At 74.4% G+C, this 20,484-nt stretch carries 18 protein-coding genes; 13 read left to right on the top strand and 5 right to left on the bottom strand.

Features of this window, described 5'->3' with window-relative positions:
* Positions 1 to 43 precede the first annotated feature (43 nt).
* Positions 44 to 832: a MerR family transcriptional regulator gene (locus tag ACZ7RU_RS22805; RefSeq protein WP_470342778.1), complete on the top strand. Its 789-nt coding sequence runs from the start codon at positions 44 to 46 to the stop codon at positions 830 to 832.
* A gap of 59 nt (positions 833 to 891) precedes the next feature.
* Positions 892 to 1,890 (top strand): ABC transporter substrate-binding protein, encoded by a 999-nt coding sequence (locus tag ACZ7RU_RS22800; RefSeq protein ID WP_470342777.1) that lies wholly within the window; start codon positions 892 to 894, stop codon positions 1,888 to 1,890.
* Positions 1,891 to 2,190: 300 nt separating this feature from the next.
* On the opposite strand, the gene ACZ7RU_RS22795 is transcribed toward ACZ7RU_RS22800, so the two are convergent.
* The 3 genes from ACZ7RU_RS22795 to ACZ7RU_RS22785 all read right to left on the bottom strand — a co-directional run bounded on the left by ACZ7RU_RS22795 (position 2,191) and on the right by ACZ7RU_RS22785 (position 6,193).
* The gene (locus ACZ7RU_RS22795) at positions 2,191 to 4,224 is read right to left on the bottom strand and encodes a serine/threonine-protein kinase (protein ID WP_470342776.1); all 2,034 of its coding nucleotides are present in this window, start codon (positions 4,222 to 4,224) and stop codon (positions 2,191 to 2,193) included.
* Positions 4,225 to 4,338: 114 nt separating this feature from the next.
* Positions 4,339 to 5,310 (bottom strand): alpha/beta fold hydrolase, encoded by a 972-nt coding sequence (locus ACZ7RU_RS22790; RefSeq protein ID WP_470342775.1) that lies wholly within the window; start codon positions 5,308 to 5,310, stop codon positions 4,339 to 4,341.
* Between the two features lie 124 nt (positions 5,311 to 5,434).
* Complete coding sequence (locus ACZ7RU_RS22785) at positions 5,435 to 6,193, bottom strand: dienelactone hydrolase family protein (protein WP_470342774.1); 759 nt, start codon at positions 6,191 to 6,193, stop codon at positions 5,435 to 5,437.
* A 142-nt stretch (positions 6,194 to 6,335) separates the two neighbouring features.
* Between ACZ7RU_RS22785 and ACZ7RU_RS22780 the strand changes: the two genes are divergently transcribed.
* Positions 6,336 to 6,737 (top strand): DUF6191 domain-containing protein, encoded by a 402-nt coding sequence (locus tag ACZ7RU_RS22780; RefSeq protein ID WP_470342773.1) that lies wholly within the window; start codon positions 6,336 to 6,338, stop codon positions 6,735 to 6,737.
* Here the strand turns inward: ACZ7RU_RS22780 and ACZ7RU_RS22775 are convergent.
* A complete protein-coding gene (locus ACZ7RU_RS22775) occupies positions 6,698 to 6,814 on the bottom strand; it encodes a hypothetical protein (protein WP_470342772.1) in 117 nt (38 codons plus the stop codon). The genes ACZ7RU_RS22780 and ACZ7RU_RS22775 overlap by 40 nt on opposite strands.
* Positions 6,815 to 6,867: 53 nt before the next feature.
* Complete coding sequence (locus tag ACZ7RU_RS22770; protein WP_470342771.1) at positions 6,868 to 7,713, bottom strand: (2Fe-2S)-binding protein; 846 nt, start codon at positions 7,711 to 7,713, stop codon at positions 6,868 to 6,870.
* A 281-nt stretch (positions 7,714 to 7,994) separates the two neighbouring features.
* On the opposite strand from ACZ7RU_RS22770, the gene ACZ7RU_RS22765 reads away from it, so the two are divergent.
* From ACZ7RU_RS22765 to ACZ7RU_RS22720, 10 genes are all read left to right on the top strand, one after another.
* Positions 7,995 to 8,972: a FecCD family ABC transporter permease gene (locus tag ACZ7RU_RS22765; protein ID WP_470342965.1), complete on the top strand. Its 978-nt coding sequence runs from the start codon at positions 7,995 to 7,997 to the stop codon at positions 8,970 to 8,972.
* Entirely contained in the window at positions 8,969 to 10,003 is a 1,035-nt protein-coding gene (locus ACZ7RU_RS22760; protein WP_470342770.1) for a FecCD family ABC transporter permease, read from the top strand. Before ACZ7RU_RS22765 ends, ACZ7RU_RS22760 begins: the two co-directional genes overlap by 4 nt.
* Positions 10,003 to 10,908, top strand: coding sequence for an ABC transporter ATP-binding protein (locus ACZ7RU_RS22755; protein ID WP_470342769.1), 906 nt, complete (start codon positions 10,003 to 10,005; stop codon positions 10,906 to 10,908). Before ACZ7RU_RS22760 ends, ACZ7RU_RS22755 begins: the two co-directional genes overlap by 1 nt.
* Before the next feature lie 86 nt (positions 10,909 to 10,994).
* Positions 10,995 to 11,999 carry an ABC transporter substrate-binding protein gene (locus ACZ7RU_RS22750; protein ID WP_470342768.1) on the top strand — a complete coding sequence of 335 codons (1,005 nt, stop codon included), beginning with the start codon at positions 10,995 to 10,997 and terminating at the stop codon, positions 11,997 to 11,999.
* A 117-nt stretch (positions 12,000 to 12,116) separates the two neighbouring features.
* Entirely contained in the window at positions 12,117 to 13,343 is a 1,227-nt protein-coding gene (locus ACZ7RU_RS22745; RefSeq protein WP_470342767.1) for an ATP-grasp domain-containing protein, read from the top strand.
* Entirely contained in the window at positions 13,340 to 15,214 is a 1,875-nt protein-coding gene (locus ACZ7RU_RS22740) for an IucA/IucC family protein (RefSeq protein WP_470342766.1), read from the top strand. The genes ACZ7RU_RS22745 and ACZ7RU_RS22740 overlap by 4 nt, the downstream gene beginning before the upstream one ends.
* Positions 15,211 to 16,434 (top strand): MFS transporter, encoded by a 1,224-nt coding sequence (locus ACZ7RU_RS22735; protein WP_470342765.1) that lies wholly within the window; start codon positions 15,211 to 15,213, stop codon positions 16,432 to 16,434. Before ACZ7RU_RS22740 ends, ACZ7RU_RS22735 begins: the two co-directional genes overlap by 4 nt.
* Positions 16,431 to 18,242 carry an IucA/IucC family protein gene (locus ACZ7RU_RS22730; RefSeq protein WP_470342764.1) on the top strand — a complete coding sequence of 604 codons (1,812 nt, stop codon included), beginning with the start codon at positions 16,431 to 16,433 and terminating at the stop codon, positions 18,240 to 18,242. The genes ACZ7RU_RS22735 and ACZ7RU_RS22730 overlap by 4 nt, the downstream gene beginning before the upstream one ends.
* Complete coding sequence (locus tag ACZ7RU_RS22725) at positions 18,239 to 19,471, top strand: type III PLP-dependent enzyme (RefSeq protein ID WP_470342763.1); 1,233 nt, start codon at positions 18,239 to 18,241, stop codon at positions 19,469 to 19,471. The genes ACZ7RU_RS22730 and ACZ7RU_RS22725 overlap by 4 nt, the downstream gene beginning before the upstream one ends.
* A gap of 175 nt (positions 19,472 to 19,646) precedes the next feature.
* Positions 19,647 to 20,444, top strand: coding sequence for an inositol monophosphatase family protein (locus ACZ7RU_RS22720; RefSeq protein WP_470342964.1), 798 nt, complete (start codon positions 19,647 to 19,649; stop codon positions 20,442 to 20,444).
* Positions 20,445 to 20,484 lie beyond the last annotated feature (40 nt).

Below are 20,484 nucleotides of genomic sequence, written 5' to 3'. Positions count from 1 at the left end.
CGCGACGGCTCCGATTCGGGGAGCCTTCCGAGCCGGCGGTCCTATGCTGATCGCCGTGGACAAGGTCAGAGCTGCTGCGGGCGACAGAAAACGCGAGTACCGGGTGGAGGAACTGGCCGAGGCCGCCGGCATCACCACCCGCACCCTGCGCTTCTACCGCGAGCGCAAACTGCTTCAGCCGCCCCGCAAGGAGGGCCGGATCGCCTGGTACGGCGAGGAGCACCTGGCCCGGCTGCGGATGATCGCCGAACTCCTCGAACGCGGCCACACCCTGGGCGGCATCGCCGAGCTGATCGGCGCCGGCGAGAGCGGTCGGGATGTCGCCGAGCTGATCGGGCTGGAGGCGGCGATCGTCGCGCCGTGGTCCGACGAGACCCCGGTGCGCCTGGGCTGGGAGGAGCTGAGGGCCGCCTTCGGCGACCAGCTCACCGAGGAGAACACCGCCGAATCGATCGCCCAGGGCTACATCACCGTCGAGGAGCACGGCATCACCCACGTCAGCCGTCGGCTGATGGAGGCCACCACCGAGCTGGTGGCGGAGGGGGTGCCGCTCTCGGCGGTGCTGGAGGCGAGCCGGCGGACCCGGGAGCACGTGGACGCCATAGCCGAGATCTTCATCGAGGTGGTCAGCGAACACCTGCTCAGCGCGCTGGCCGCCGACACCCCGCTGCCGCCCGGCACGGCGGCCCGGCTCACCGAGCGCATCATGCGGGTCCGGCCGCTGGCACGGACGGTCGCGGACGCCCAGTTCACCCTCGCGATGGACCGGCGGGTGCACGCCGAGTACGCCGAACTCCTGCGCCAGCGACGGGAGAACGGGTCCGAGGCGTAGCCGGGCCGCCGTGCGGGCAGGGATTCCGGCGCCCCGCCCGTCCGTTGGAGGTGCCCCTGATGCCCCGACCGCTCAGCCGCCGCGCCGCTCTCGGCCTCGCCGCCGGACTCGCCCCCGGGCTGGCGCTCGCCGCCTGCGGGTCCGGCACCACGGCGCCGAGTGGCGGTTCCGGCGCCGGTTCGTCCGGCCCGGGCGGCACGGGCGGGACCCGGACGGTCCGGCACGCGCGCGGCGAGAGCACCGTGCCGGCGCGGGCGAGCCGGGTAGTGGTCCTGGACACCGACGCGCTGGACTCGGTGGTCACCCTCGGCCTCAGCCCGGTCGGCGTCACCACCGTCACTGCGGGCGGTTCCTTCCCCGCGTACCTGCCCGCCGAGCGGTTGGCCGGGACGAAGCCCGTCGGGGCCATCGGCCAGCCCGGCCTGGAGACGATCGCGGCGCTGCGGCCGGACCTCATCCTGAGCAACCAGGTCCGCGACGACAAGCGGTACGACGAGCTGTCGAAGATCGCGCCGACGGTGCTCTCCAGGACCACCGGGCCGACCTGGAAGGAGAACGTCCGACTGCACGCCGAGGCACTGGGCCGCCAGGCCGAGGCCGATGCGGCGGACGCGGCGTACCGGGCGAAGCTGCGGGACCTGGTCACGGCGCTCGGCGGACCGGCCAGGGCGGCGGCCACCCGGGTCGCGATGGCCCGTTTCCTGGCGGGCGCGCCGACCAGGCTCTACCTGAACGACACCTTCGTCGGCTCGCTGTTCAAGGACCTCGGGCTCGGACGGCCCGCCAACCAGGACAAGCCCGGCTTCTCCATGGAGATCAGCCCCGAGCAGGTGGACCAGGCGGCGGCCGACGCCATCTTCTACTCGGTGTACGGGGACGCGGCCAAGTCCGACCAGGGCAAGATCACCGAGGGCGCGCTCTGGAGGAACCTGGACGCCGTGCGCGGCGGGCGGGTGTTCCGGGTGGACGACAACCTGTGGATGCTGGGCATCGGCTACACCGGGGCCGGGCTGATCCTGGACGAGATCCGCAGGGACCTGGCTCCGGCGGGCGGGTGAGGAGCGGCAGGGCGAGCCGTTCCCAGGAGTTGTCCGCTACCACCGTGATGGTCGAGATCTCCGGGTGCACAGGAGCCGACTGAAGGCGCTCACACGCGCCCCGCACTCCGCCGACCACCATCCTCCGTGCCACGAACCACCACCGGGGCTGCACTGGGAAGGTAATCGACGTATCGTCAGGCATCACGCGGCGGCGGCGACGGTGGTCCGCTCACCGTCGCCCCCGCCGTTCCTCGCCCGACCGGCACCCACGGTCCTCAGGAGCCCGTTCAGTTCACGTTGGCGGCCGGCGGGCCGCCGCTACTGGAACCGCCACTCCTGGGCGGTGTTGCCGGGAGTGCAGGTGACCATCGTGACCGCGCCGCCGGGGCCGTTGTTGGTCATGCAGCTCTGGCCCTGGTAGTCGCCGAGGGTGTAGGAGCCGGCCGAACTTCCGGTGCGGACGGACCAGTTGGTGAGGAAGCTGAAGCCGCCGCTCAGGGCGACCTTCCCGTCCATCGTCTGGACCATCTGCGGGCCGCCGTTGTTGCAGGCGTTGAAGAGGATCCACGCGCCGGGGTTGGTCGAGCGCACCCAGCCGTACTGCGCGTGGCCGCCGACCACGATCGGGTTGTCGCCGTTCAGGTTGTCGTCGCGCATCCCGATCGCGCGGCCGTCCTTCACGCTGACGATGGTGCTCCAGCTGGTGCCGCCGCAGGACGCGGGCCGGCTCGGGCTCTGCGGGGCGCTGGTGGTCCCGCCGCCGGTGGTCTGGGCCGGGGGCTGCGGGTTCTGGTTGGCGGGCGGGTTGGGCGGGTTGCCGCCACCGGGCTGGTTGGCCTGACCGGCCGACGACCCGCCCACGGCCGTACCGGTGCCGGTCCCGGTGCCACCGGTCCGGCTGCCGCCCGAACCGCCGCTCGCGCCGCCGGCGCCCTGACCCGCGGCCGGGGCCGGGGGGACCGGCACCTGCGGCTGGTTCTGGGCGGCGCCGGGCGTCTGCTGGTCCGGGCCCGGGGTGGCCGCCGGGGTGTCGGTCGGCGTCGGGGCGGCGGGCGCGGTGGTGGCCGCGGGCGCCGAGGTGGCGGCGCCCGGGTTCACGGGGGCGGTGACCACCACGGTCGGCTGGGCGGCGGGCGGCTGGGCGGCATCGGAGTTGCCGGCGCCGCGGTCGATCAGCAGCACGGTCGCCGTACCCATCGAGATGACGACGGGGATGACGACGGGCACCAGCAGGGTGCGCCGCGACCGTCGACGGCCTGGCTCGGTCTGCGCCTGCGGCTCCACCTTCGCGACCTCGTCCGGCGCCGGGGTGCCGTCCGCGGGCACCACCACGGCCCCCGCCTCGGCGGGCTCCGCGGCACCGCCCTTGGCCAGGTCCACGGCGCCGCCCTTGCCCGCCTTCGCCGCACCGACGTTCGCCGCACCGCCCCCGGCCGCCGCTCCGGCGCCGGGCCGGAGCGGGATGGTGCCGCTGTCCGCCGCACCGGGCTTCGCGGGCCCCGGCTCGCCGACCGGGCCGCCGACCCCCGCACGCGCCGCACGGGCCGCCGCCGCCATCTCGGCGGCGTCCGCGTACCGCTCCTCGGGCTTCTTGGCGAGCGCCCGGGCGACCAGCGCCCGCACCGGCGCCGGGAAGGTGTCCGGCAGTTCCGGCACCGGCTGGTTGACGTGCTTGAGCGCGATCTGGAGCGGGCCGTCACCGGAGTACGGCGGCTCGCCGACCAGCAGTTCGTAGCAGACCACGCCGATCGAGTAGAGGTCGGTGGCCGGTCCGAGGTTCGCCCCCTCGGCCTGCTCCGGGGACATGTAGAGCGCGGTGCCGATGATCGCGAACGGGGCGGTGAGCTTGGTACTGGCGAGCGCCCGGGCGATGCCGAAGTCGGTGATGGCCACCCGTCCGTCGGCGCGCACCATCAGGTTGGACGGCTTGATGTCCCGGTGCACGATGTCCCGCCGGTGCGCGGCGTGCAGCGCGTCCAGGGCGCCGGCCACCAGGTCGAGGGTGCGCTCGACGGTCATCGGGCCGGTGTCCTTGAGCACCCGGTCCAGCGGACGGCCGTCGATCAGCTCCATGACGATGTAGGCGCAGCGCTCCTCACCGTCGCCCCCGCTCTCGCCGTAGTCGTGGACGCCCACCACGCCGGGGTGGTCGACGGCGGCGACCAGCTGCGCCTCGCGGCGGAAGCGCTGGGCCGAGGTGTCGTCCTCCAGCAGCTCCGAACGGAGGATCTTGACCGCGACCTGCCGCGCCAGCACGGTGTCCTCGGCCTTCCAGACCGAGCCCATCGCGCCGCCGCCGATCTTCTCGACCAGCTCGTACCGGCCGCCGAGCACGGTGCCCACCCCGCTCATACTCCTGCTCCCCCGTGTTTCGTGCCCCGCCCCGACGGGTCATCGGCACACAGTGTGCCAGAGCGTGTCGCAGGCTCAGCAGTCCAGGTCCGAAAAGGAATTGAGCACGAATTGTCAGACCTTGCGGAAGTATCGGGCGTGATCCGCAACCTCTCGGACGGCCGCGACGACCGCCGTGGGACGGTCGGCCTGGATGACGTGACCGGCGCCGTGGACGGTGCTGTGCGTCGCCCGGGCGGCGTTCCTCGCGATGCACGCCTGCAACGCGGTCCAGCGGCGGCGCATCGACCCGGGCAGCCCCCTGGTCGCGCTCAGGACCGCCACCGGCATCGCGAGCGGCCGCGCGGCAGCACGGCGCCGTCGGATCTCCGGAGCCGCGCGGGCCGTCATCCGCAGCTCGGCGAGAACGGCCCGCCGCTGGTGCCGGTACGCGATCACGGCGGCCTCGGCCCGGTCGAGCGGCCCCGCAGGCCCGGATGACGCCGTCGGCGGCAACACCCGTGCCGGCGCGTTCCGGAGCAGCCACAGCCGGTTCAGCACGGCCTCGGCCACCCGGACGGACCGCGGCTGGAACTCCTCGTGCCCGGGGTCGACCAGCACCAGCCCGGCCACCAGCTCCGGCCGCTGCCAGGCGAGGAGTTGGGCCAGCTGGCCGCCCCAGCTGTGCCCGACCAGGAGGGCTGGCCCGGCGTCCAGGTGCTGCACCAGGGCGGCCAGGTCGGCGATCTGGCCGTCCAGGGTCAAAGCGGTGGCACGCCCGGGCGCGCTGGCGCCGAGCCCGGCCCGGTCGTACGCCACGACCCGTCCGTACCGGGCGAGTTCGGGCAGGACGGCCGACCAGGTGAGTGCCGTGGTGCCGCAGCCCGCGATCAGGACCACCGGCACGGCACCGCCCCGGCCGGCCTCCACCCAGCGCAACGGCCGTCCGCGACGGTCGAGTTCGCCGGGGTCCAGGTCGCCGCGGTCGAGTTCGCCGGTGCGGACGCCGCCGGGCAGGTGCTCGCCGAGCGCCCGCGCGATGGCCTCCTGGACGCTCCGCAGGCCCGGCCGGGCGGACGCCCTCCGCTCACTCTGACTGGTGTTCATGGGCGATCCCCCCTGGATCGGTCGTCCGGCCCCTCCCCCGGGGCCCGGTTCCGGTTCCGCCCGGTTCCACACGGCCTGCGAGCGGCCGGTCGACACGTCGGCAGGTCGGTCAATCAGTGGGCCGTCAGGCCGGCAACGCCCGCTTCAGCAGGCCGAGGAGCGCCTCCCAGTGCCGCTCGGCGGCCGCCGCGTCGTACCGGGTGGTGTCGGCCTGGGTGTAGCCGTGCGGGGCCCCGGTGTAGACCTCCGCCCGGTACCGGACACCGGCGGCGGTGAGGGCCTCGGCGAGCCGGGCGATCTGCTCGGGCGGCAGCGACGGGTCGTCGTCCGCGTGACCGAAGTACAGCTCGGCGGTGATCCGGCCGGCGCTCAGGTGCGGGCTGTCGGGGCTGTCGGTGGCGAGGCTGCCACCGTGGAATCCGGCCGCGACCGCGATCCGGTCCGGATGGCTGGCGGCCGTGCGCAGCGCCAGCAGGGCCCCGCGGCAGTAGCCGGTCAGGCCGACCGGGCCGTCCTGGACCAGCGGGGACTCGGCGAGCCAGCGCAGGTACGCGTCCGCGTCGCGGGACGTCGCCTCCGGGGTGAGCTCGTCGAGCAGCGGGATGATCCGGGCGAAGAGTTCGTCGGCCCGCTCCACGTCGATGAGCTCCGGCAGTTCGACGACCGGCGCGCGGCCGCTGCGGTAGAAGGCGTTGGGGACGAGCACGGTGTACCCGGCCGCGGCCAGCCGGTCGGCCATCCGTTCCAGGTGCGGCCGGAGCCCGAAGGCGTCCATGTAGAGGATGACGCCCGGGTGGGCCCGGCCGTCGTCGGGGTGGGCGAGGTAGGCGTCGGCGGTGCCGTCCGCCGTCGGGATGTCCACGAGGGTTCCGCGCACGGGCATGGTGAGGGCGCTCCTTATCGGCTCGTCCGCAGCGTATCCGGTGGGCCCGCCCCCGCCCACGCGCCTTTCGTCACACCGCGCCCGCCCCGCTCCCCCGGTTCGCGTCGGGAACGCCGCGGCCCCACGGCGGCGTTGAGCGGGCATGGGGTGGATCGTGGGTGTGGCGGCGGCGGTCGTGGCGGTGCTGGGGATGGTGCTGCTGGCGGTGTGGCAGGTGCAGGACGAGTCCTCGTCGCGGCCGAGGCAACGCGGGCCGGGGACGGGGGTGGGTGTCGGCGGGCTGGAGGAGCTGCACGCGCTGTTCAGCCCGGGCAAGCAGGTGCAGGTCGAGCAGAAGCAGGAGCGGCTCGTGCTGCGGGACGACGCGCAGACCGGAGCGCCACAGCAGTTCGGCGTCGACCTGGACCGGGGCGTGGCGGTGCTGCCCGGCGGCGCCGCAGGCCGTACGCCCGGCCCCGCACCGCGAGCGGAGGGCCCTACGGGAACGGTCACGGAGTCGGGGGCTCAGGCGTCCCAGGTGCGGGAGCGGAGCACCGGCCGGTAGCCGTCCGGGTCGGCCGTCGTCGCGCCGCGCTCGTCCCCGTACGGGCTGTGGGACTCGACCCGGGTGCCGCCGGCCACCTCCAGCCGACGGAACGGGAACCGTGCTGCGCGGCAGGGATGCGGACGAGCCGTCAGAGCCGCCGCAGCCGCTCCTCGTCGGAGGTCCGCGGGCAGGTCAGGCAGGCGGTCGCCGCGGGCCCGACCGCGTAGTAGAGGCAGCAGCCGAGCCGGGTGCGGGTGTGGTGGGCGCGCCCGTCGGGGGTGTGCAGGCGGCGGAAGTCGGCGCCGCCGGGGAGCGGCTGGGTTCCGCCGGGCAGGACGGCCTCGGCGGCGGCGACGGACGCGTCCTCCTCGTCGGCGGCGACGGAGGCGTCCTGCTCACCGAGCATCCGGCCGAGGTACCAGATGGCGGAGGCCAGGTCGTCCGTCACCATGCCCCAGAGCGCGCGGTCGCGGCGGCGGGTGGGCCCGGCGAACGCGGCGAGCACCGGCCCGAGGTGCGCGACCACGGCCGTCCGCAGTTCGGCGCGCAGTTCGTCGTCGCCGGGCAGGGCGACGTGCCCGCGCGGGCGCAGCGCGAGCTCGCCGGTCGGGGCGTGCAGCCAGAGGTCGCCGGGGGCGATGACCGGGACCCGGCGGGCGAGGTACCAGGGGCCGGCGATCAGCAGGCAGGCCGACCAGGCGTAGTGGTGGAGCAGCCGGGAGGCGGTGACGTGGGGCCGCGGGGCGCGGCCGTGCTCGTCGGCGATGCGGGCCTCCGCGCCGGCCAGGGCGGCGGCCAGTGCCCGTTCGTCGGTGGCGAGTTCGGCTCCGGAGTACCAGCCGTCGGCGGCGCACGGATCGGGCTCGGCGGCGTCCAGCAGACGCAGCTCCAGCACCGGGCACAGCTCCACCAGCCGCCGGTAGTCGGCGGCCAGCGCCGAGGACGCGACGGGCGCGCCGGGCCCGACGGGCGCGACGGGCGCGACGGGCGTCACGGGCGCGACGGACAGGGGTGTTCCGGGAACCATTGACACTCCCGATCGATTCTGGATGATCGATTAAGGTGAGGCTCACCTTACAATGCATCACAGCACCCGGCGACCAGGCCCGGCCCACCGGTCGGTTCACTGGTGGCCGACCGGTCGGCCCATCGGCCCAATCGGTCGAACCGACCGAAAGCTTGACGAGATTAGGTAAACCTAACCTAAGATATCTCTTCGTGCTGAGAACCGACCCACCGGCGCCCACAGCCCCGGCGACACCCCGCTCTCCGGCGATCCGGCAGCCCCTGCTGCTGCTCGCCGGCGCGTGCGCGCTCGTGCTGTGTGCCGCCCTGAGCCTTGCGCTGGGCTCCCGATCCATCCCGCTCTCCACCGTGATCGACGCCCTCACCGGTGCCGCCCACGGCGGTGACGCCGATGTGGTGACGGGCCTTCGGGTCCCGCGCACGCTCATCGGACTGGCGGTCGGGGCCGCGCTCGGCGTCGCCGGGGCGGTCGCCCAGGGTGTCACCCGCAACCCGCTGGCATCCCCGATCACCCTGGGCATCAACGCCGGGGCGAGCCTCTTCGTGGTCGCCGCGATCTACACGCTGGACCTCGCCCGTACGGTCGAGTACGTCTGGTTCGCCTTCGCCGGCGCGGCCGTCGCCGCCGTCGCCGCGTACGCGATGTCCCGGCGCGGCGGGGACCTCGACCCGGTCCGGCTGGCGCTCGGCGGCACCGTGCTCACCGTGGTCCTCACCTCCTGGACCTCCTCGCTGATGCTGGCCAGTCACCGCACCCTGGACGAGGCCCGGTTCTGGCTGGCCGGCTCGATCGCCGGGCGGCACCTGGACACCCTCACCCCCGTCCTGCCCTTCCTCGTGCTCGGCCTGGTCGGCGCGCTCGCCATCGCGCCCGCACTGAACGCGCTGGCGCTCGGCGACGAGACCGCGCAGGCGCTGGGCGTGCCGGTGGCCCGGATCCGGGTGGTCGGCGGGCTGGCCGTCGTGCTGCTCGCGGGCAGCGCGGTCGCCGTGGCCGGACCGGTGGCGTTCGTCGGACTGGCTGCCCCGCACCTGGTCCGTCCGCTGCTCGGCAACGACCACCGCTGGCTGCTGCCCGGCTGCCTGATCACCGGCCCGGTGCTGCTGCTGACCGCCGACGTGCTCGGCCGGCTGGTGGTCCGCCCGTCCGAGATCGAGGTCGGCATCGTGACCGCGTTCCTCGGTGCGCCGCTGCTCGCGGTGCTGGCCCGGAAGGTGGCCAAGTGAGCGCGATCGCCCTGCCGGTGCGGGCCCTCGCCCGCCGCCGGACCCGTACCGCCGTCTGGTCGCTGGTGGCCGCCGCGCTGCTGGTGCTGCTGACCGGGATCGCGCTCGGCACCGGGCGGCTCAGCATCTCCGCCTGGGACGCACTGCGCGCCCTGGTCGGCCAGGGCGAACCCGGGGACGTCCTGGTGGTGCAGCAGTTCCGCGCGCCCCGGGTGGTCTCGGCGCTGATCGCGGGCGCCGGGCTGGCGGTGGCCGGCTCGATGCTCCAGCGGCTGTTCCGCAACCCGCTGGCCGCCCCCGACACCATCGGCATCACCGGCGGCGCCTCCTTCGGCGCGGCGCTGATGCTCGCCACCGGTGCCTCCCAGCAGCTGATCCCGCTGGCCGCGGTCGGTGGCGGGCTGCTCGCGGCACTGCTGCTCGGCGGCTTCGCCTGGCGCTCCAAGATGGCCGTCACCCGGCTGGTGCTGGTCGGCCTGGCGGTCCAGCAGGGCCTGGCCGCCGCCGTGAACCTGATGATCGTACGGTTCCCGGCCGAGCTGTCCTCCTCCGCGCTCCAGTGGACCACCGGCTCGCTCTACGGCCGCAACTGGACCGAGGTGTGGCTCGGCGGCACCGCCATCGCGCTGACCACCGTCGCCCTGCTGCTCTGCCAGCGGCGGGTCGCGGTGCTCGACCTCGGCGACGACTCGGCCGGCGGCCTCGGCCTCAACCCCGCCCGGGACCGGCTCTGGCTGCTGCTGCTCACCATCACCCTGGCCTCGCTGGCCGCCGCGCTCACCGGGCCGGTCGCCTTCGTCGCGCTCGCCGTCCCGCACCTGGTCCGGCTGCTCGCCGGGCCGCCCACCCTCGGCACGCTCGGCCTCACCGCGCTCACCGGCGCCGTGCTGCTGCTCTCCGCCGACCTCCTCGTGCTGCACGTGATCCCCGTCCACGGCCTGCCGGTCGGTGCCGTCACCGCCACCCTCGGCGCGCCCTGGCTCCTGGTGCTGATGATCCGCCAGGGCCGGCTTCCCCAGAGGAGCAGCTGATGACCTCCGTCGAGACGACCACCGGGGCTGCCGGGGCTGCCGTGGCCTCCCGTACGGCCTCCGGTACCGCCGGTGCCGGTGCCGCCGGTGCCGCCGCGAACCGGCTCGCCGCCCGGGGCCTCGGCCTGCGCTACGGCGACCGGACCATCGTGGACGAGCTCGACCTGGAACTGCCCGGCAACGCCGTCACCGCGATCGTCGGGCCGAACGCCTGCGGCAAGTCCACGCTGCTGCGCGGGCTGGTCCGGCTGCTCGACCCGGCCGCCGGGACGGTCACCCTGGACGGCTCCGACATCCACCGGATGCCCGCCCGTGCGCTCGCCAAGCGGATGGGCCTGCTGCCGCAGCAGCCCGTCACCCCGGAGGCCGTCACCGTCGAGGCGCTGGTGCGCCTCGGGCGCTACCCGCACCAGCGGATGCTCAGCCCGTGGTCCAAGGCGGACCAGGCCGCGGTCGAGGAGGCGCTGGAGCGCACCGGCACCGCCGAGCTGCGCGACCGCCAGGTGGACCGGCTCTCCGGCGGCCAGCGCCAGCGGGTCTGGATCGCGCTCGCGCTCGCCCAGGAGACCGACCTGCTGCTGCTGGACGAGCCGACCACCTTCCTGGACCTGCGCCACCAGCTGGACGTCCTGGACCTGGTCTCCGACCTGCACGCCGAGGCCGGGCGCACCGTCGTGATGGTGCTGCACGACCTCGGGCAGGCCGCCCGGTACGCCGACCACCTGGTCGTGCTCAAGGACGGCCGGCTCGCGGCCGCCGGCCCGCCGTCGGAGGTCCTGACGGCGGAACTGGTGGAGACCGTCTTCCAGGTGCCCTGCCGGGTCGTGCCCGACCCGGAGACCGGCACTCCGCTGGTCGTGCCGCTGGCGCGCCGACGCGGCGGCGCCATCCCGTCCGGCTCGTGACCTCGTCCGGCTGGTGACCTCACCGGCCCCACCGCTGCCGAACTCCCCTTCCCGTCCCCCTGTTCGACCCGATCCAAGGAACCCCGATGAATCGCCGACTCCCTGTCGCCGTCCTCGCCGTCGCCCTCTCGACCACCCTGCTCGCCGCCTGCGGCAGCAACGGGGACGGCGCCAAGTCGGGCGGCGACTCCGCGTCGTCCGCTTCCTCCGCCCCGGCCGGCACCGCCGCCGGGTTCCCGCGCAGCGTCAAGCACGCCGCCGGGACGGCCCAGATCAAGAGCCAGCCCAAGCGCGTCGTGGTCCTGGACAGCGGCGAGCTGGACGACGTCACGCTGCTCGGCATCACGCCGGTCGGCGCGGTGTCCCCGCACATGAAGACCGAGGGCGGGTTCCCGAACTACCTCAAGGACAAGATCAAGGACACCAAGGACGTCGGCCCGATGAACGAGCCGAACCTGGAGCTGATCGCCTCCCTCAAGCCCGACCTGATCCTCTCCTCCAAGGTCCGCCACGCCAAGGTGTACGACCAGCTGAACGCGATCGCCCCGACCGTGCTGGCCGAGACCACGGGCTTCCCGTGGAAGGACAACCTCGCGCTGTACGCCCAGGCGCTCGGCAAGGAGGACGACGCCAAGAAGGCGCTGGCCGACTACGAGGCGCGGGCGAAGAAGCTCGGCGAGGCGATCAAGGCGAAGAACAACGGGACCATGCCGACGGCTTCGGTGGTCCGCTTCGTGGCCGGCCCGACCCGCCTGTACGCCAAGTCCTCCTACAGCGGCGTGGTGCTCAAGGACGTCGGCCTGGCCCGTCCGGCCTCGCAGGACGTGGAGCAGAACATCGTCGAGGTCAGCGCCGAGCAGATCAACCAGGCCGACGCGGACCTGGTGTTCGTCACCACCGCCGACGACCCGAGCAAGACCAAGGAGAGCGAGGTCCAGCAGACCCCGGTCTGGCAGGGCCTGAACGCCGTCAAGAACAACAAGGTGTTCAACGTCCCGGACGAGACCTGGATGTCCGGCATCGGCGTCCAGGCCGCCGACGCGATGCTCGGCGACATCGCCAAGGCCGCGGGCGTGGACGCGCCGAAGTAACCGTCGACAGCCGGGGCGAACAGATGACAGACAACAGATTTCAGCTGACAGATTTCAAAAGTTGTCAGCTGTCATCTGTTCGCCCTCCCTCCTCCGCCACTCTCCGAGGACCCCTCCATGCGGCTCTACCTGCTCGCGCTCAACCCCACCGACTCCGTCACCTCCGGCTTCCTGCCCGCCGCCGCCCGGCTCGGGCTCGACGTCACCGTCCTGACCGACGGCGCCGACGCCCACCGACGGGCCTACGCCGAGCTGGCCTTCCCCGCACCCGAGGTCCTGGAGTGCGACGTCCGCGACTTCCGCGCCGTCATCAGCCTCGTCTCCCGCCTCGCCCTCGCCGCCCCGGACCACGCGCCCGACGCGGTGTTCAGCAACAGCGACCACCTCCAGACCCAGACCGCGCTGGCCGCCGAGTACTTCGGCCTCCCGGCCAAGGACTGGAAGGCCGCGCTGCGCGCCAAGGACAAGGGCCAGCTGCGCCGCCACCTCACGCTGACCGGTCTGGACACCGTCCGGTCCGCCGAGCTGGCCCCCGGCCAGGACCCGGCCGAGCTGGACGTGCCGTTCCCCTGCGTGGTCAAGCCCCGCGAGGGGGTGGCCAGCGAGGACGTCACCCTGGTCGCCGACGCCGCCGAACTCGCCCAGCGCTGCAAGGAGATCCAGCACCGCAGAGCCGGCGCCACCCTGGTGGTCGAGGAGTTCCTGGCCGGTCAGCTGTGCACCCTGGAGACCCTCGGAGACGGCCGGCGACGGCACGTCCTCGGCGGCTTCCGCACCCGGCTCTCCCCGCCGCCGGACTTCATCGAGGAGGTGCTCACCTTCGTCCCGGCCCACCCGCAGCCGGTGGTCGACCAGGTGCTCGCCCAACTCGACGCGCTCGGCGTCGGATTCGGCGTCTGCCACACCGAGTTCGTCGTCCAGCCGGACGGCCGCGCCCGCATCATCGAGGTCAACTACCGCGCCCTCGGGGACCAGTGCGACCTGATGCTGGCCGAGATCCTGGACATACCCCTGTTCGACCTGATCCTCGGGGTCCACCTGGGCCGCGACCTGCCCGCCGACCTCGCCGAGCGGTGCGCCGCGACCCCCCGCCGGGCCCGCAACGAGGTGGTCTGCGCCGACCGGGCCGGCGTCCTGACCGCCGCGCCCGGCCCGTACGACGAGGAACGCGACGGCGTCCGGCTCGCCTACCGCCCGCTGCGCCCGCTCGGCGAACGCCACGAGCACTACCGCACCAACCGCGACTACCTGGGCGTCGTCTGGACGATCGGCGCCGACCAGGACGCGGTGGACGCCGCCGCCGCCCGCTTCCTCGCCGCCAACCGCTGGGAGATCGCCCCATGACCGTCGGAGACCGGACCACGGCCGTGACCGCGGCCCGCCCTGCGGGCTCCGCCGAGCAGCCCGCCACCACCGCCACCGAGCAGCCCGCCACCACGGCCGCGCAGCCGTCGGCCGCGGCCGAGCAGCTCACCCTGCGCGTGCTCTCCGCCCTGCTGCGCGAGGACGTCCTCGGCCTGCGCACCCGCGGCACCGTCGAGGACCGCACCGACGGCGGCTGGCTGACCATCCCCGAGCTTCAACTCGCTCTGCCCGTAAGGCCCGAGGGCTTCCAGTCGGAGTACGCGGCCCGGCTGCCGCTGCTGGAGCTTGCCGGTCGGCGACTCACCGCCCCGGACACCGTCGTAACGGCGCTCGCCGAGTCGGCCGAGGCCGAGGACCGGCCCGGCTGGGCGGCCTTCGCCGAGGAGTGCCGGCAGACCCTCGCCACCATGGAGCTGCACGAGCGGGTCCGCCCCGAGGTGCACGACCGGCTCGCCGACCTGTACGGCGAGGACCCGGCCGACTGGACCGGCCCCGCCGCCGCCCTCGGCCACGACGCCCTGGCCGCCTACCTCGACCACCCGGTCTACCCCACCGCGCGCGGCCGCGCCGGCCTCACCGAGCCCCAACTGCGCGCCTACGCGCCGGAGTTCCACTCCCCCTTCGAGCTGCGCTGGCTGGCCGTACCGGCCGACGCGCTGACCGTCCACGGCGACCGTCCGCTGCCGAGCTGGTGGCCCACCCCAGCCTGGCTGGGCCTCGCCGACCAGTGCCCCGGCGAGGGCTGGGCCACCCTGCCGGTCCACCCGCTCACCGTCGGCACACCCCTGGACGAGGCACTGGCCGCCACCGGCCTGGCCGGCCGCGCGGTACTCGCCGAGCGGCCGTACCTGACCGTCGTGCCGACCCTGTCCATGCGCACCGTCGCCGTCGCCGACGACCCCGCCTGCCACCTCAAGCTCCCACTCGCCACCGCCACCCTGGGCCGCCTCAACCGCCGTACCATCAAGCCCGGCACACTGCTCGACGGCGCCGCCGGCCAACGGCTGATCGAGGCCGTACTGGTGCGCGAGCCGCGCTTCGCCGGCCGAATCCTGCACGCCGACGAGCAGTCCTGGGCGCACGCCGGACACGAGCTGCTGGCCGTGCTGCTGCGCCGCTACCCGGCCGGGCTTGAGCAGGCCTCGACCGTCCCGCTCGCCGCCCTGCTGGCCCCCGCGCCCGGCGGCCGGCTGGTCGTCGACCACCTCGCCGACCGCTACTTCGGCGGCGACGTCCTGGCCTGCTACGACGCCCTGTTGGAGCTGCTGCTCGACTGGCAGACCACGCTGTTCGGCCATGGCGTCGCCCTGGAGTCGCACCAGCAGAACACCTCCCTGGTGCTCGACCGGGACGGCCTGCGGCTGCTCTACAAGGACGACGACGGACCGCGCGTGCACACCGCCCGGATGACCGCCTCGCTCGGCGACCTGGCGCCCGCCCGCGAGGAGTTCGACGACGCGCGGATATTCGGCGAGGACGACCGGCCGCTCACCGACCTGTTCGCCACCATCACCGGCCACCTGTGCACCGGCGCCCTCGCCTTCGGCCTCGCCGACCACGGCCGGGGCGAACTCGCCGACACCCTGGCCCTGTTGCGCAAGCGCACGGCGGAGGCCGTGGAACGGCTCGGCCCGGTGGGCGAACCGCTGCGGACCGCCCTGCTGGACGCCGAACGGCTGCCGGTCAAGGCCATGGTCACCGCCGGGACACTGCTCAGCAAGCAGCGCTCGGGCGCCGCCGACATCAACAAGCACTACACCAGTGGCCCCAACTACCTGCGCGAGCAGACCGGCGGGCCCGCCTTCGGCCACCCGCACGACCAGCGGCGCACGGACGGGACCGCCCGGTGAGCGTGGAGACCCTGCCGCAGCAGGCACAGCCCTCGGCCGACCGCTCCGACGGCCTCGGCCGGCGCCAGGTGCACGCCGTCGCGGCCTGCTACTTCGTCGCCTCCTTCGCCGCGCTCGGCCTGCCGCCCTACCTGACCGCGATCCTGCCCGCGCTCGGCGACCAGCAGGCCCGCTGGGCCGGTGTGCTGTACATCGTCCCGACGGTGTTCAGCGCGCTCGGCGCACCGCTGTGGGGCCGACTGGCCGACCGGTTCGGGCGCAAGCGCCTGCTGCTGCGCGCCCAACTCGGCCTCACCGTCTCCTTCCTGCTGGCCGGGGCCGCCGACAGCCTGACCACGTTCACCCTCGCCCTGGTCCTCCAGGGCTTCCTCGGCGGCACCTTCGCCGCCACCAACGGCTACCTGGCCGCCGCACTCGACGGACCCCGGCTCTCCCGCGCCCTCACCCTGATGCAGGGCAGCGCGCGGGCGGCGCTGGTGGCGGCGCCGATCCTGGTCGGGGCGCTCTCCCCGTGGATCGACCCGCACCGCCAGTACCTGGTGATGGCCGTACTCCCGCTCGCCGCGGCGGTGTTCCTCTCCCTGCTGCCCGAGCCGGAGCGCCCCGAGGCCGCGACGGCCGCCGACGGCCGACCGGCCGAGCCGACCGCCACGGCGTCGCTGCTGCCGCTCTACGCCTTCGAGTTCACCTTCGTCTTCGCGACGGTCATCTCCTTCCCCTACCTGATCGCCCTCGCCGAGCAGCGCCTGCCCGGTGTGGACGGCACCACGACGGGCGTGCTGTTCGCCCTGCCGCACCTGTGCTACCTGGTGTTCGCCGCCCGCACCCACACCGTGTTCCACTCCCGCCCGCACACCGGCATCGCGCTCGGCTTCGGCTTCGTCGCGCTCGGCCTGGCCGGGCACGCGGTGGCGTACTCGCTGCCCGTGTTCATCGCCGTTCGGCTGCTGCTCGGGGCCGGGCTCACGCTGGGGCTGGTCTGCCTCGCCGTGCTCGCCGCCGGGGCCGCCCAGGGGCGCCAGCCCGGGCGGATGTTCGGCACCCTCGAACTCGTCTCCAAGGGTGGCGCCGTAGCCGCCGGCGCCGTCGCCGCGCTGGCCAACGGGCGGTTCGGCGCCGCCGCCCCCGTGGTGGCCGGAACCGCCGCCGCCCTGCTGGCCGCCCTCGCGGCCGCCACCCTCACCCTTCCGTCCCTCCGCCAGCGCTGGAGTCGCCGATGACCCCCGAGCAGTCCACCCACTCGCCCAGGACCGACGAACCCCGCGACACCGCCGGTCGGCACCTCGACTCCGACAGCGGACCCGGCGGAAGCGACGAACTGCCCACCGCCGACGAGGCGGTGGTCCACACCCTGCTGAACTGCCTGCTGCGCGAGGTCTCCGCGCCCGAGCACCAGACCGCCGCCGACGAGGGCCGGCTGCTGCTGCGCCTGCCGCGCCGCGGCGCCCTGCTGCGGGTCGCCCTGCGCCGCACCTCGCTGCTCGGCGCGCACCGCTTCACCGGACCGGTCGAGGTCGAACGGGACGGCGGCTGGTCCGAGTTGGGCTGGCGGGAACTGGCCGACTACGTCCAGCACGAACTGGAGCTGCGGACCGGCACGGTGAACGAGGAGTTCCTCGACCAGGTCGCGTCGAGCCACCACGGCGTCCGCCAGGTCCTGGAGGGCCGACCGGCCGCCGGAACCGACCGCTACCTGGAGTCCGAGCAGGCGCTGCTGTTCGGCCACCGCTTCCACCCGGCCCCCAAGTCCCGCGCCGCGGCCCGCGGCGACTGGCGCAGCTACGCCCCCGAGTCCCGCGCCGCCTTCCCGCTGCGCCACCTCGCCGTCCGCTCCGACCGGCTGGCCGAGGAGTCGCTGGACGGGGGCGTGACGGCCCTGCTGGACGGTCTCGGCGAGGTGCCGGACGGCTACCGGCTGCTTCCCGCCCACCCCTGGCAGTACCAACTCATCGGCGACCACCCGCTGTTGCGCGCTGCCCTGGCCCGGGCCGACGTCCTCGACCTGGGCCCGCGCGGCGAGCGCTTCACCGCCACCGCTTCGGTGCGCACCCTGCACGGCGCCGATGCCTTCCTCAAGTTCAGCCTGAACGTCCGCATCACCAACTGCCTGCGCAAGAACGCCGCCTACGAGCTCACCGGCGCCGTCGCGCTCACCCGGCTGCTCGCCCCGGCCCTGGCCGACCTCGCCCGGCGCTTCCCCGACTCGGCCATGCTGCGCGAACCGGCCTTCCGCACCCTCGCCCTGCCCGGCGCCGACGGGCACCCCGACCGGGAGCTGTTCGAGGGCTTCGGCCTGATCGTCCGGGAGGGCTTCGGCGGCGTGCTGCGGCCCGGTGTCACCCCGCTGCTCGCGGCCGCCGTCGCCGATGAGCACCCGACCAGCTCGGCGCACATCTCCCGCCTGCTGGACGGGAGTTCGGATGGCGCGGCGGCGCTCGACTGGTGGCGCGCCTATCTGCGGCTGCTCGTCCCGCCGGTCCTGGCCGCCTACTTCGACCACGGCGTGGTGCTCGAACCGCACCTGCAGAACGTGCTGATCGGCGTGGACCCCGCCGGGCACCCCGTCCAGGTACTGTTCCGCGACCTGGAGGGCACCAAGCTCGTCCCCGAGCAGAACGCCGACATCCTCGCCGCGCTCCCGCCCGAGGTGGCCGGCCCGATGACCTACGACGCGGAGCGCGGCTGGGACCGGGTGGTCTACTGCCTGCTGGTCAACCACGTCGCCGAACTGCTCGCCGCGCTCGCCGACCGCCACCCCGAGTCGGAGTGCGCGCTCTGGCAGACCGTCCGGGACACCCTGGAGGAGTTCGCCGCCGCGCACGGCTGCCCGCCCCGGCTGCGCGCACTGCTCGCCGGCGTCCCGCTGCCCGCCAAGGCCAACCTGCTCACCCGCTGGGAGCGCAAGGCCGACCGGGAGGCCGGCTACGTCCGGCTGCCCTCCCCGCTGGCCGGCTCCGTCCTCGCCGAGGCCGCCCGCATGCCCGTCCGTACGCCCGTCCGCCTTCCCGCCGGGAGCACTGCCCGATGACGACCGAGACCTCCCGGCCGACCGAGGCCGTCCACCGCCTCGCCGCCGGCCTCGCGCCCGACGAACTTCCCGCCTACGTCTACGACTTGGTCGCGCTGCGGGAGCACGCCGCCGCCGTCCGGGCCGCGCTGCCCGCGCGGGTCGAGCTGTACTACGCCGCCAAGGCCAACCCGGAGGCGCCGCTGCTGACCGCGCTCCGCGCGGCCGTGGACGGCTACGAGGTTTCCAGCGGCGGGGAGTTGGCCCACGTCCGGGCCGCGGTGCCGGACGCGCCGCTGGCCTTCGGCGGCCCTGGCAAGACCCCGGCCGAGATCACCGCGGCGGTGGACGCCGGGGTGCACCGCTGGCACGTGGAGAGCGAGCAGGAGCTGCACCGACTGGCCGCCGTCCTCGCGGACCGGCCGGACACGGTCGTGGACGTGCTGCTGCGGGTCAATCCGGCCGTCGAAACCGAGGCGCTCGACACGGTGCCGCTCGCCATGGGCGGCCGCCCGACGCCCTTCGGGCTGGACCCGGACCGGGCCGAGGAGTGCGTCCGACTGCTCACCGACGGCGCTCCACTGGGACGGCAGCTGCGTCTGCGCGGTGTGCACGCCCACCTGGCCAGCGGGCTCGCGGCGGCCGAGCAGCTGTCGGTCGCCGCCCAGATCGTCGCCTGGTCGGCCGCACTGGCCGAGCGGCACGGCTTCCCGCTGACCGAGGTCAACATCGGCGGCGGGATGGCCGTGGACTACGCGGACCCGTCCGCCCGCTTCGACTGGACGGCCTTCGGCGAGGGCCTGGCGAAGCTGCTCGACGCCCACCCGGGGCTGACCCTGCGGATCGAGCCGGGCCGGGCACTGACCGCCTACTGCGGCTGGTACGCGACCGAGGTGCTGGACGTGAAGGCGAGCCACGGCGAGGACTTCGCGGTGGTCCGCGGCGGCACCCACCACCTGCGCACACCCGCCACCCGGGGGCACTCCCAGCCCTTCGCGGTGCTCCCGGTGGACGCCTGGCCGCACCCGTGGCCGCGCCCCGCCGTCACCACCGGCCGCGCCACCCTGGCCGGGCAGCTCTGCACTCCGAAGGACGTCCTCGCCCACGCCGCCGAGGGCGCGGACGGCCTGCGGTCGGGCGACCGCGTGCTGTTCGCGATGGCGGGCGCGTATGCATGGAACATCTCGCACCACGAGTTCCTGATGCACCCTCGCCCGGGCTTCCACTACCTGGGCGAAGGCGACGGATGACAGCTGACAGATTTCGAAATCTGTCAGCTGTCATCTGTTATCTGTCGGCTGTCAGCTGTCAGCTGTCAGTCGTCACCCGCCGGCTGTCGCCCCTCCTCGCTCCCCCGACCCACCACCACCCCCTTCCGCCACTCGTGGGAGAGTGGTAGGCAGCGAAGGGAGCGCGAACGTGCTGATGGACAAGGTGGCGGAGATACTCGCCGAGGCGTCGGCCGAGGCGGTGGAACCGCGCTTCCGGGCGCTGGCCGCCGGCGAGGTGATGGAGAAGGCCCCCGGTGAGGTCGTGACGGTCGCCGACCGCGAGGCGGAGGCGATCATCGCTCGTCGGCTGCACGAGCTGCTGCCCGTCCCCGTCGTCGGCGAGGAGGCCGTCGCCGCGGACCCGTCCCTCGCCCGGGCCCTCCACGACGAGCCCGCCGCCTGGCTGGTCGACCCGGTGGACGGCACCGCCAACTTCGTCGCCGGCAGACCCGAGTACGCCGTGATGTGCTCCCTGGTCCGCTCCGGCCAGACCGTCGCCTCCTGGATCTGGCAGCCCGCCACCGCCACCGCCTACTGCGCCGAACTGGGCTCCGGCGCCTGGCGTGACGGTGTCCGCCTGTCCCGCCCGCCGGCACCGAGGGACGTCGCGCAACTGCGCGGCTCGGTGAAGAGCCGCTACCTCGACGCCGACCACCGCCGCCGGCTCCAGGGCAACATCGCGGCCTTCGGCGAGATCTCCCCCGGTCGGCACGCCGCCGGGATCGAGTACCCGGACGTCGTCGAGGGCCGCTTCGACTTCATCCTCTACTGGCGCACCCTCCCCTGGGACCACGCCCCCGGCTCCCTCCTGGTCACCGAGGCCGGCGGCGTCTCCGCCCGCCTGGACGGCACCCCCTACCGCCCGGAGGCCCCCGGCTGCGCGGACGGCCTCCTGGTCGCCGCCGACCCCGACACCTGGGAACTCACCCGGTCGATCCTCCTGGACGACTGACCCCGCACCCCTCCGTCCACCCGGAACGCCCGACCGGGCC

This window comes from Kitasatospora sp. NPDC114501, assembly GCF_055633695.1.
Note: the sequence above shows the minus strand (reverse complement) of the source record. Positions and strands in the feature narration are given on the sequence as shown.

Coding starts and splice junctions, on each gene's coding strand:
- ACZ7RU_RS22805 (WP_470342778.1), top strand. CDS start 44: ATGCTGATCGCCGTGGACAAGGTCAGAGCTGCTGCGGGCGACAGAAAA.
- ACZ7RU_RS22800 (WP_470342777.1), top strand. CDS start 892: ATGCCCCGACCGCTCAGCCGCCGCGCCGCTCTCGGCCTCGCCGCCGGA.
- ACZ7RU_RS22795 (WP_470342776.1), bottom strand. CDS start 4,224: ATGAGCGGGGTGGGCACCGTGCTCGGCGGCCGGTACGAGCTGGTCGAG.
- ACZ7RU_RS22790 (WP_470342775.1), bottom strand. CDS start 5,310: ATGAACACCAGTCAGAGTGAGCGGAGGGCGTCCGCCCGGCCGGGCCTG.
- ACZ7RU_RS22785 (WP_470342774.1), bottom strand. CDS start 6,193: ATGCCCGTGCGCGGAACCCTCGTGGACATCCCGACGGCGGACGGCACC.
- ACZ7RU_RS22780 (WP_470342773.1), top strand. CDS start 6,336: ATGGGGTGGATCGTGGGTGTGGCGGCGGCGGTCGTGGCGGTGCTGGGG.
- ACZ7RU_RS22755 (WP_470342769.1), top strand. CDS start 10,003: ATGACCTCCGTCGAGACGACCACCGGGGCTGCCGGGGCTGCCGTGGCC.
- ACZ7RU_RS22750 (WP_470342768.1), top strand. CDS start 10,995: ATGAATCGCCGACTCCCTGTCGCCGTCCTCGCCGTCGCCCTCTCGACC.
- ACZ7RU_RS22745 (WP_470342767.1), top strand. CDS start 12,117: ATGCGGCTCTACCTGCTCGCGCTCAACCCCACCGACTCCGTCACCTCC.
- ACZ7RU_RS22740 (WP_470342766.1), top strand. CDS start 13,340: ATGACCGTCGGAGACCGGACCACGGCCGTGACCGCGGCCCGCCCTGCG.
- ACZ7RU_RS22730 (WP_470342764.1), top strand. CDS start 16,431: ATGACCCCCGAGCAGTCCACCCACTCGCCCAGGACCGACGAACCCCGC.
- ACZ7RU_RS22725 (WP_470342763.1), top strand. CDS start 18,239: ATGACGACCGAGACCTCCCGGCCGACCGAGGCCGTCCACCGCCTCGCC.
- ACZ7RU_RS22720 (WP_470342964.1), top strand. CDS start 19,647: ATGGACAAGGTGGCGGAGATACTCGCCGAGGCGTCGGCCGAGGCGGTG.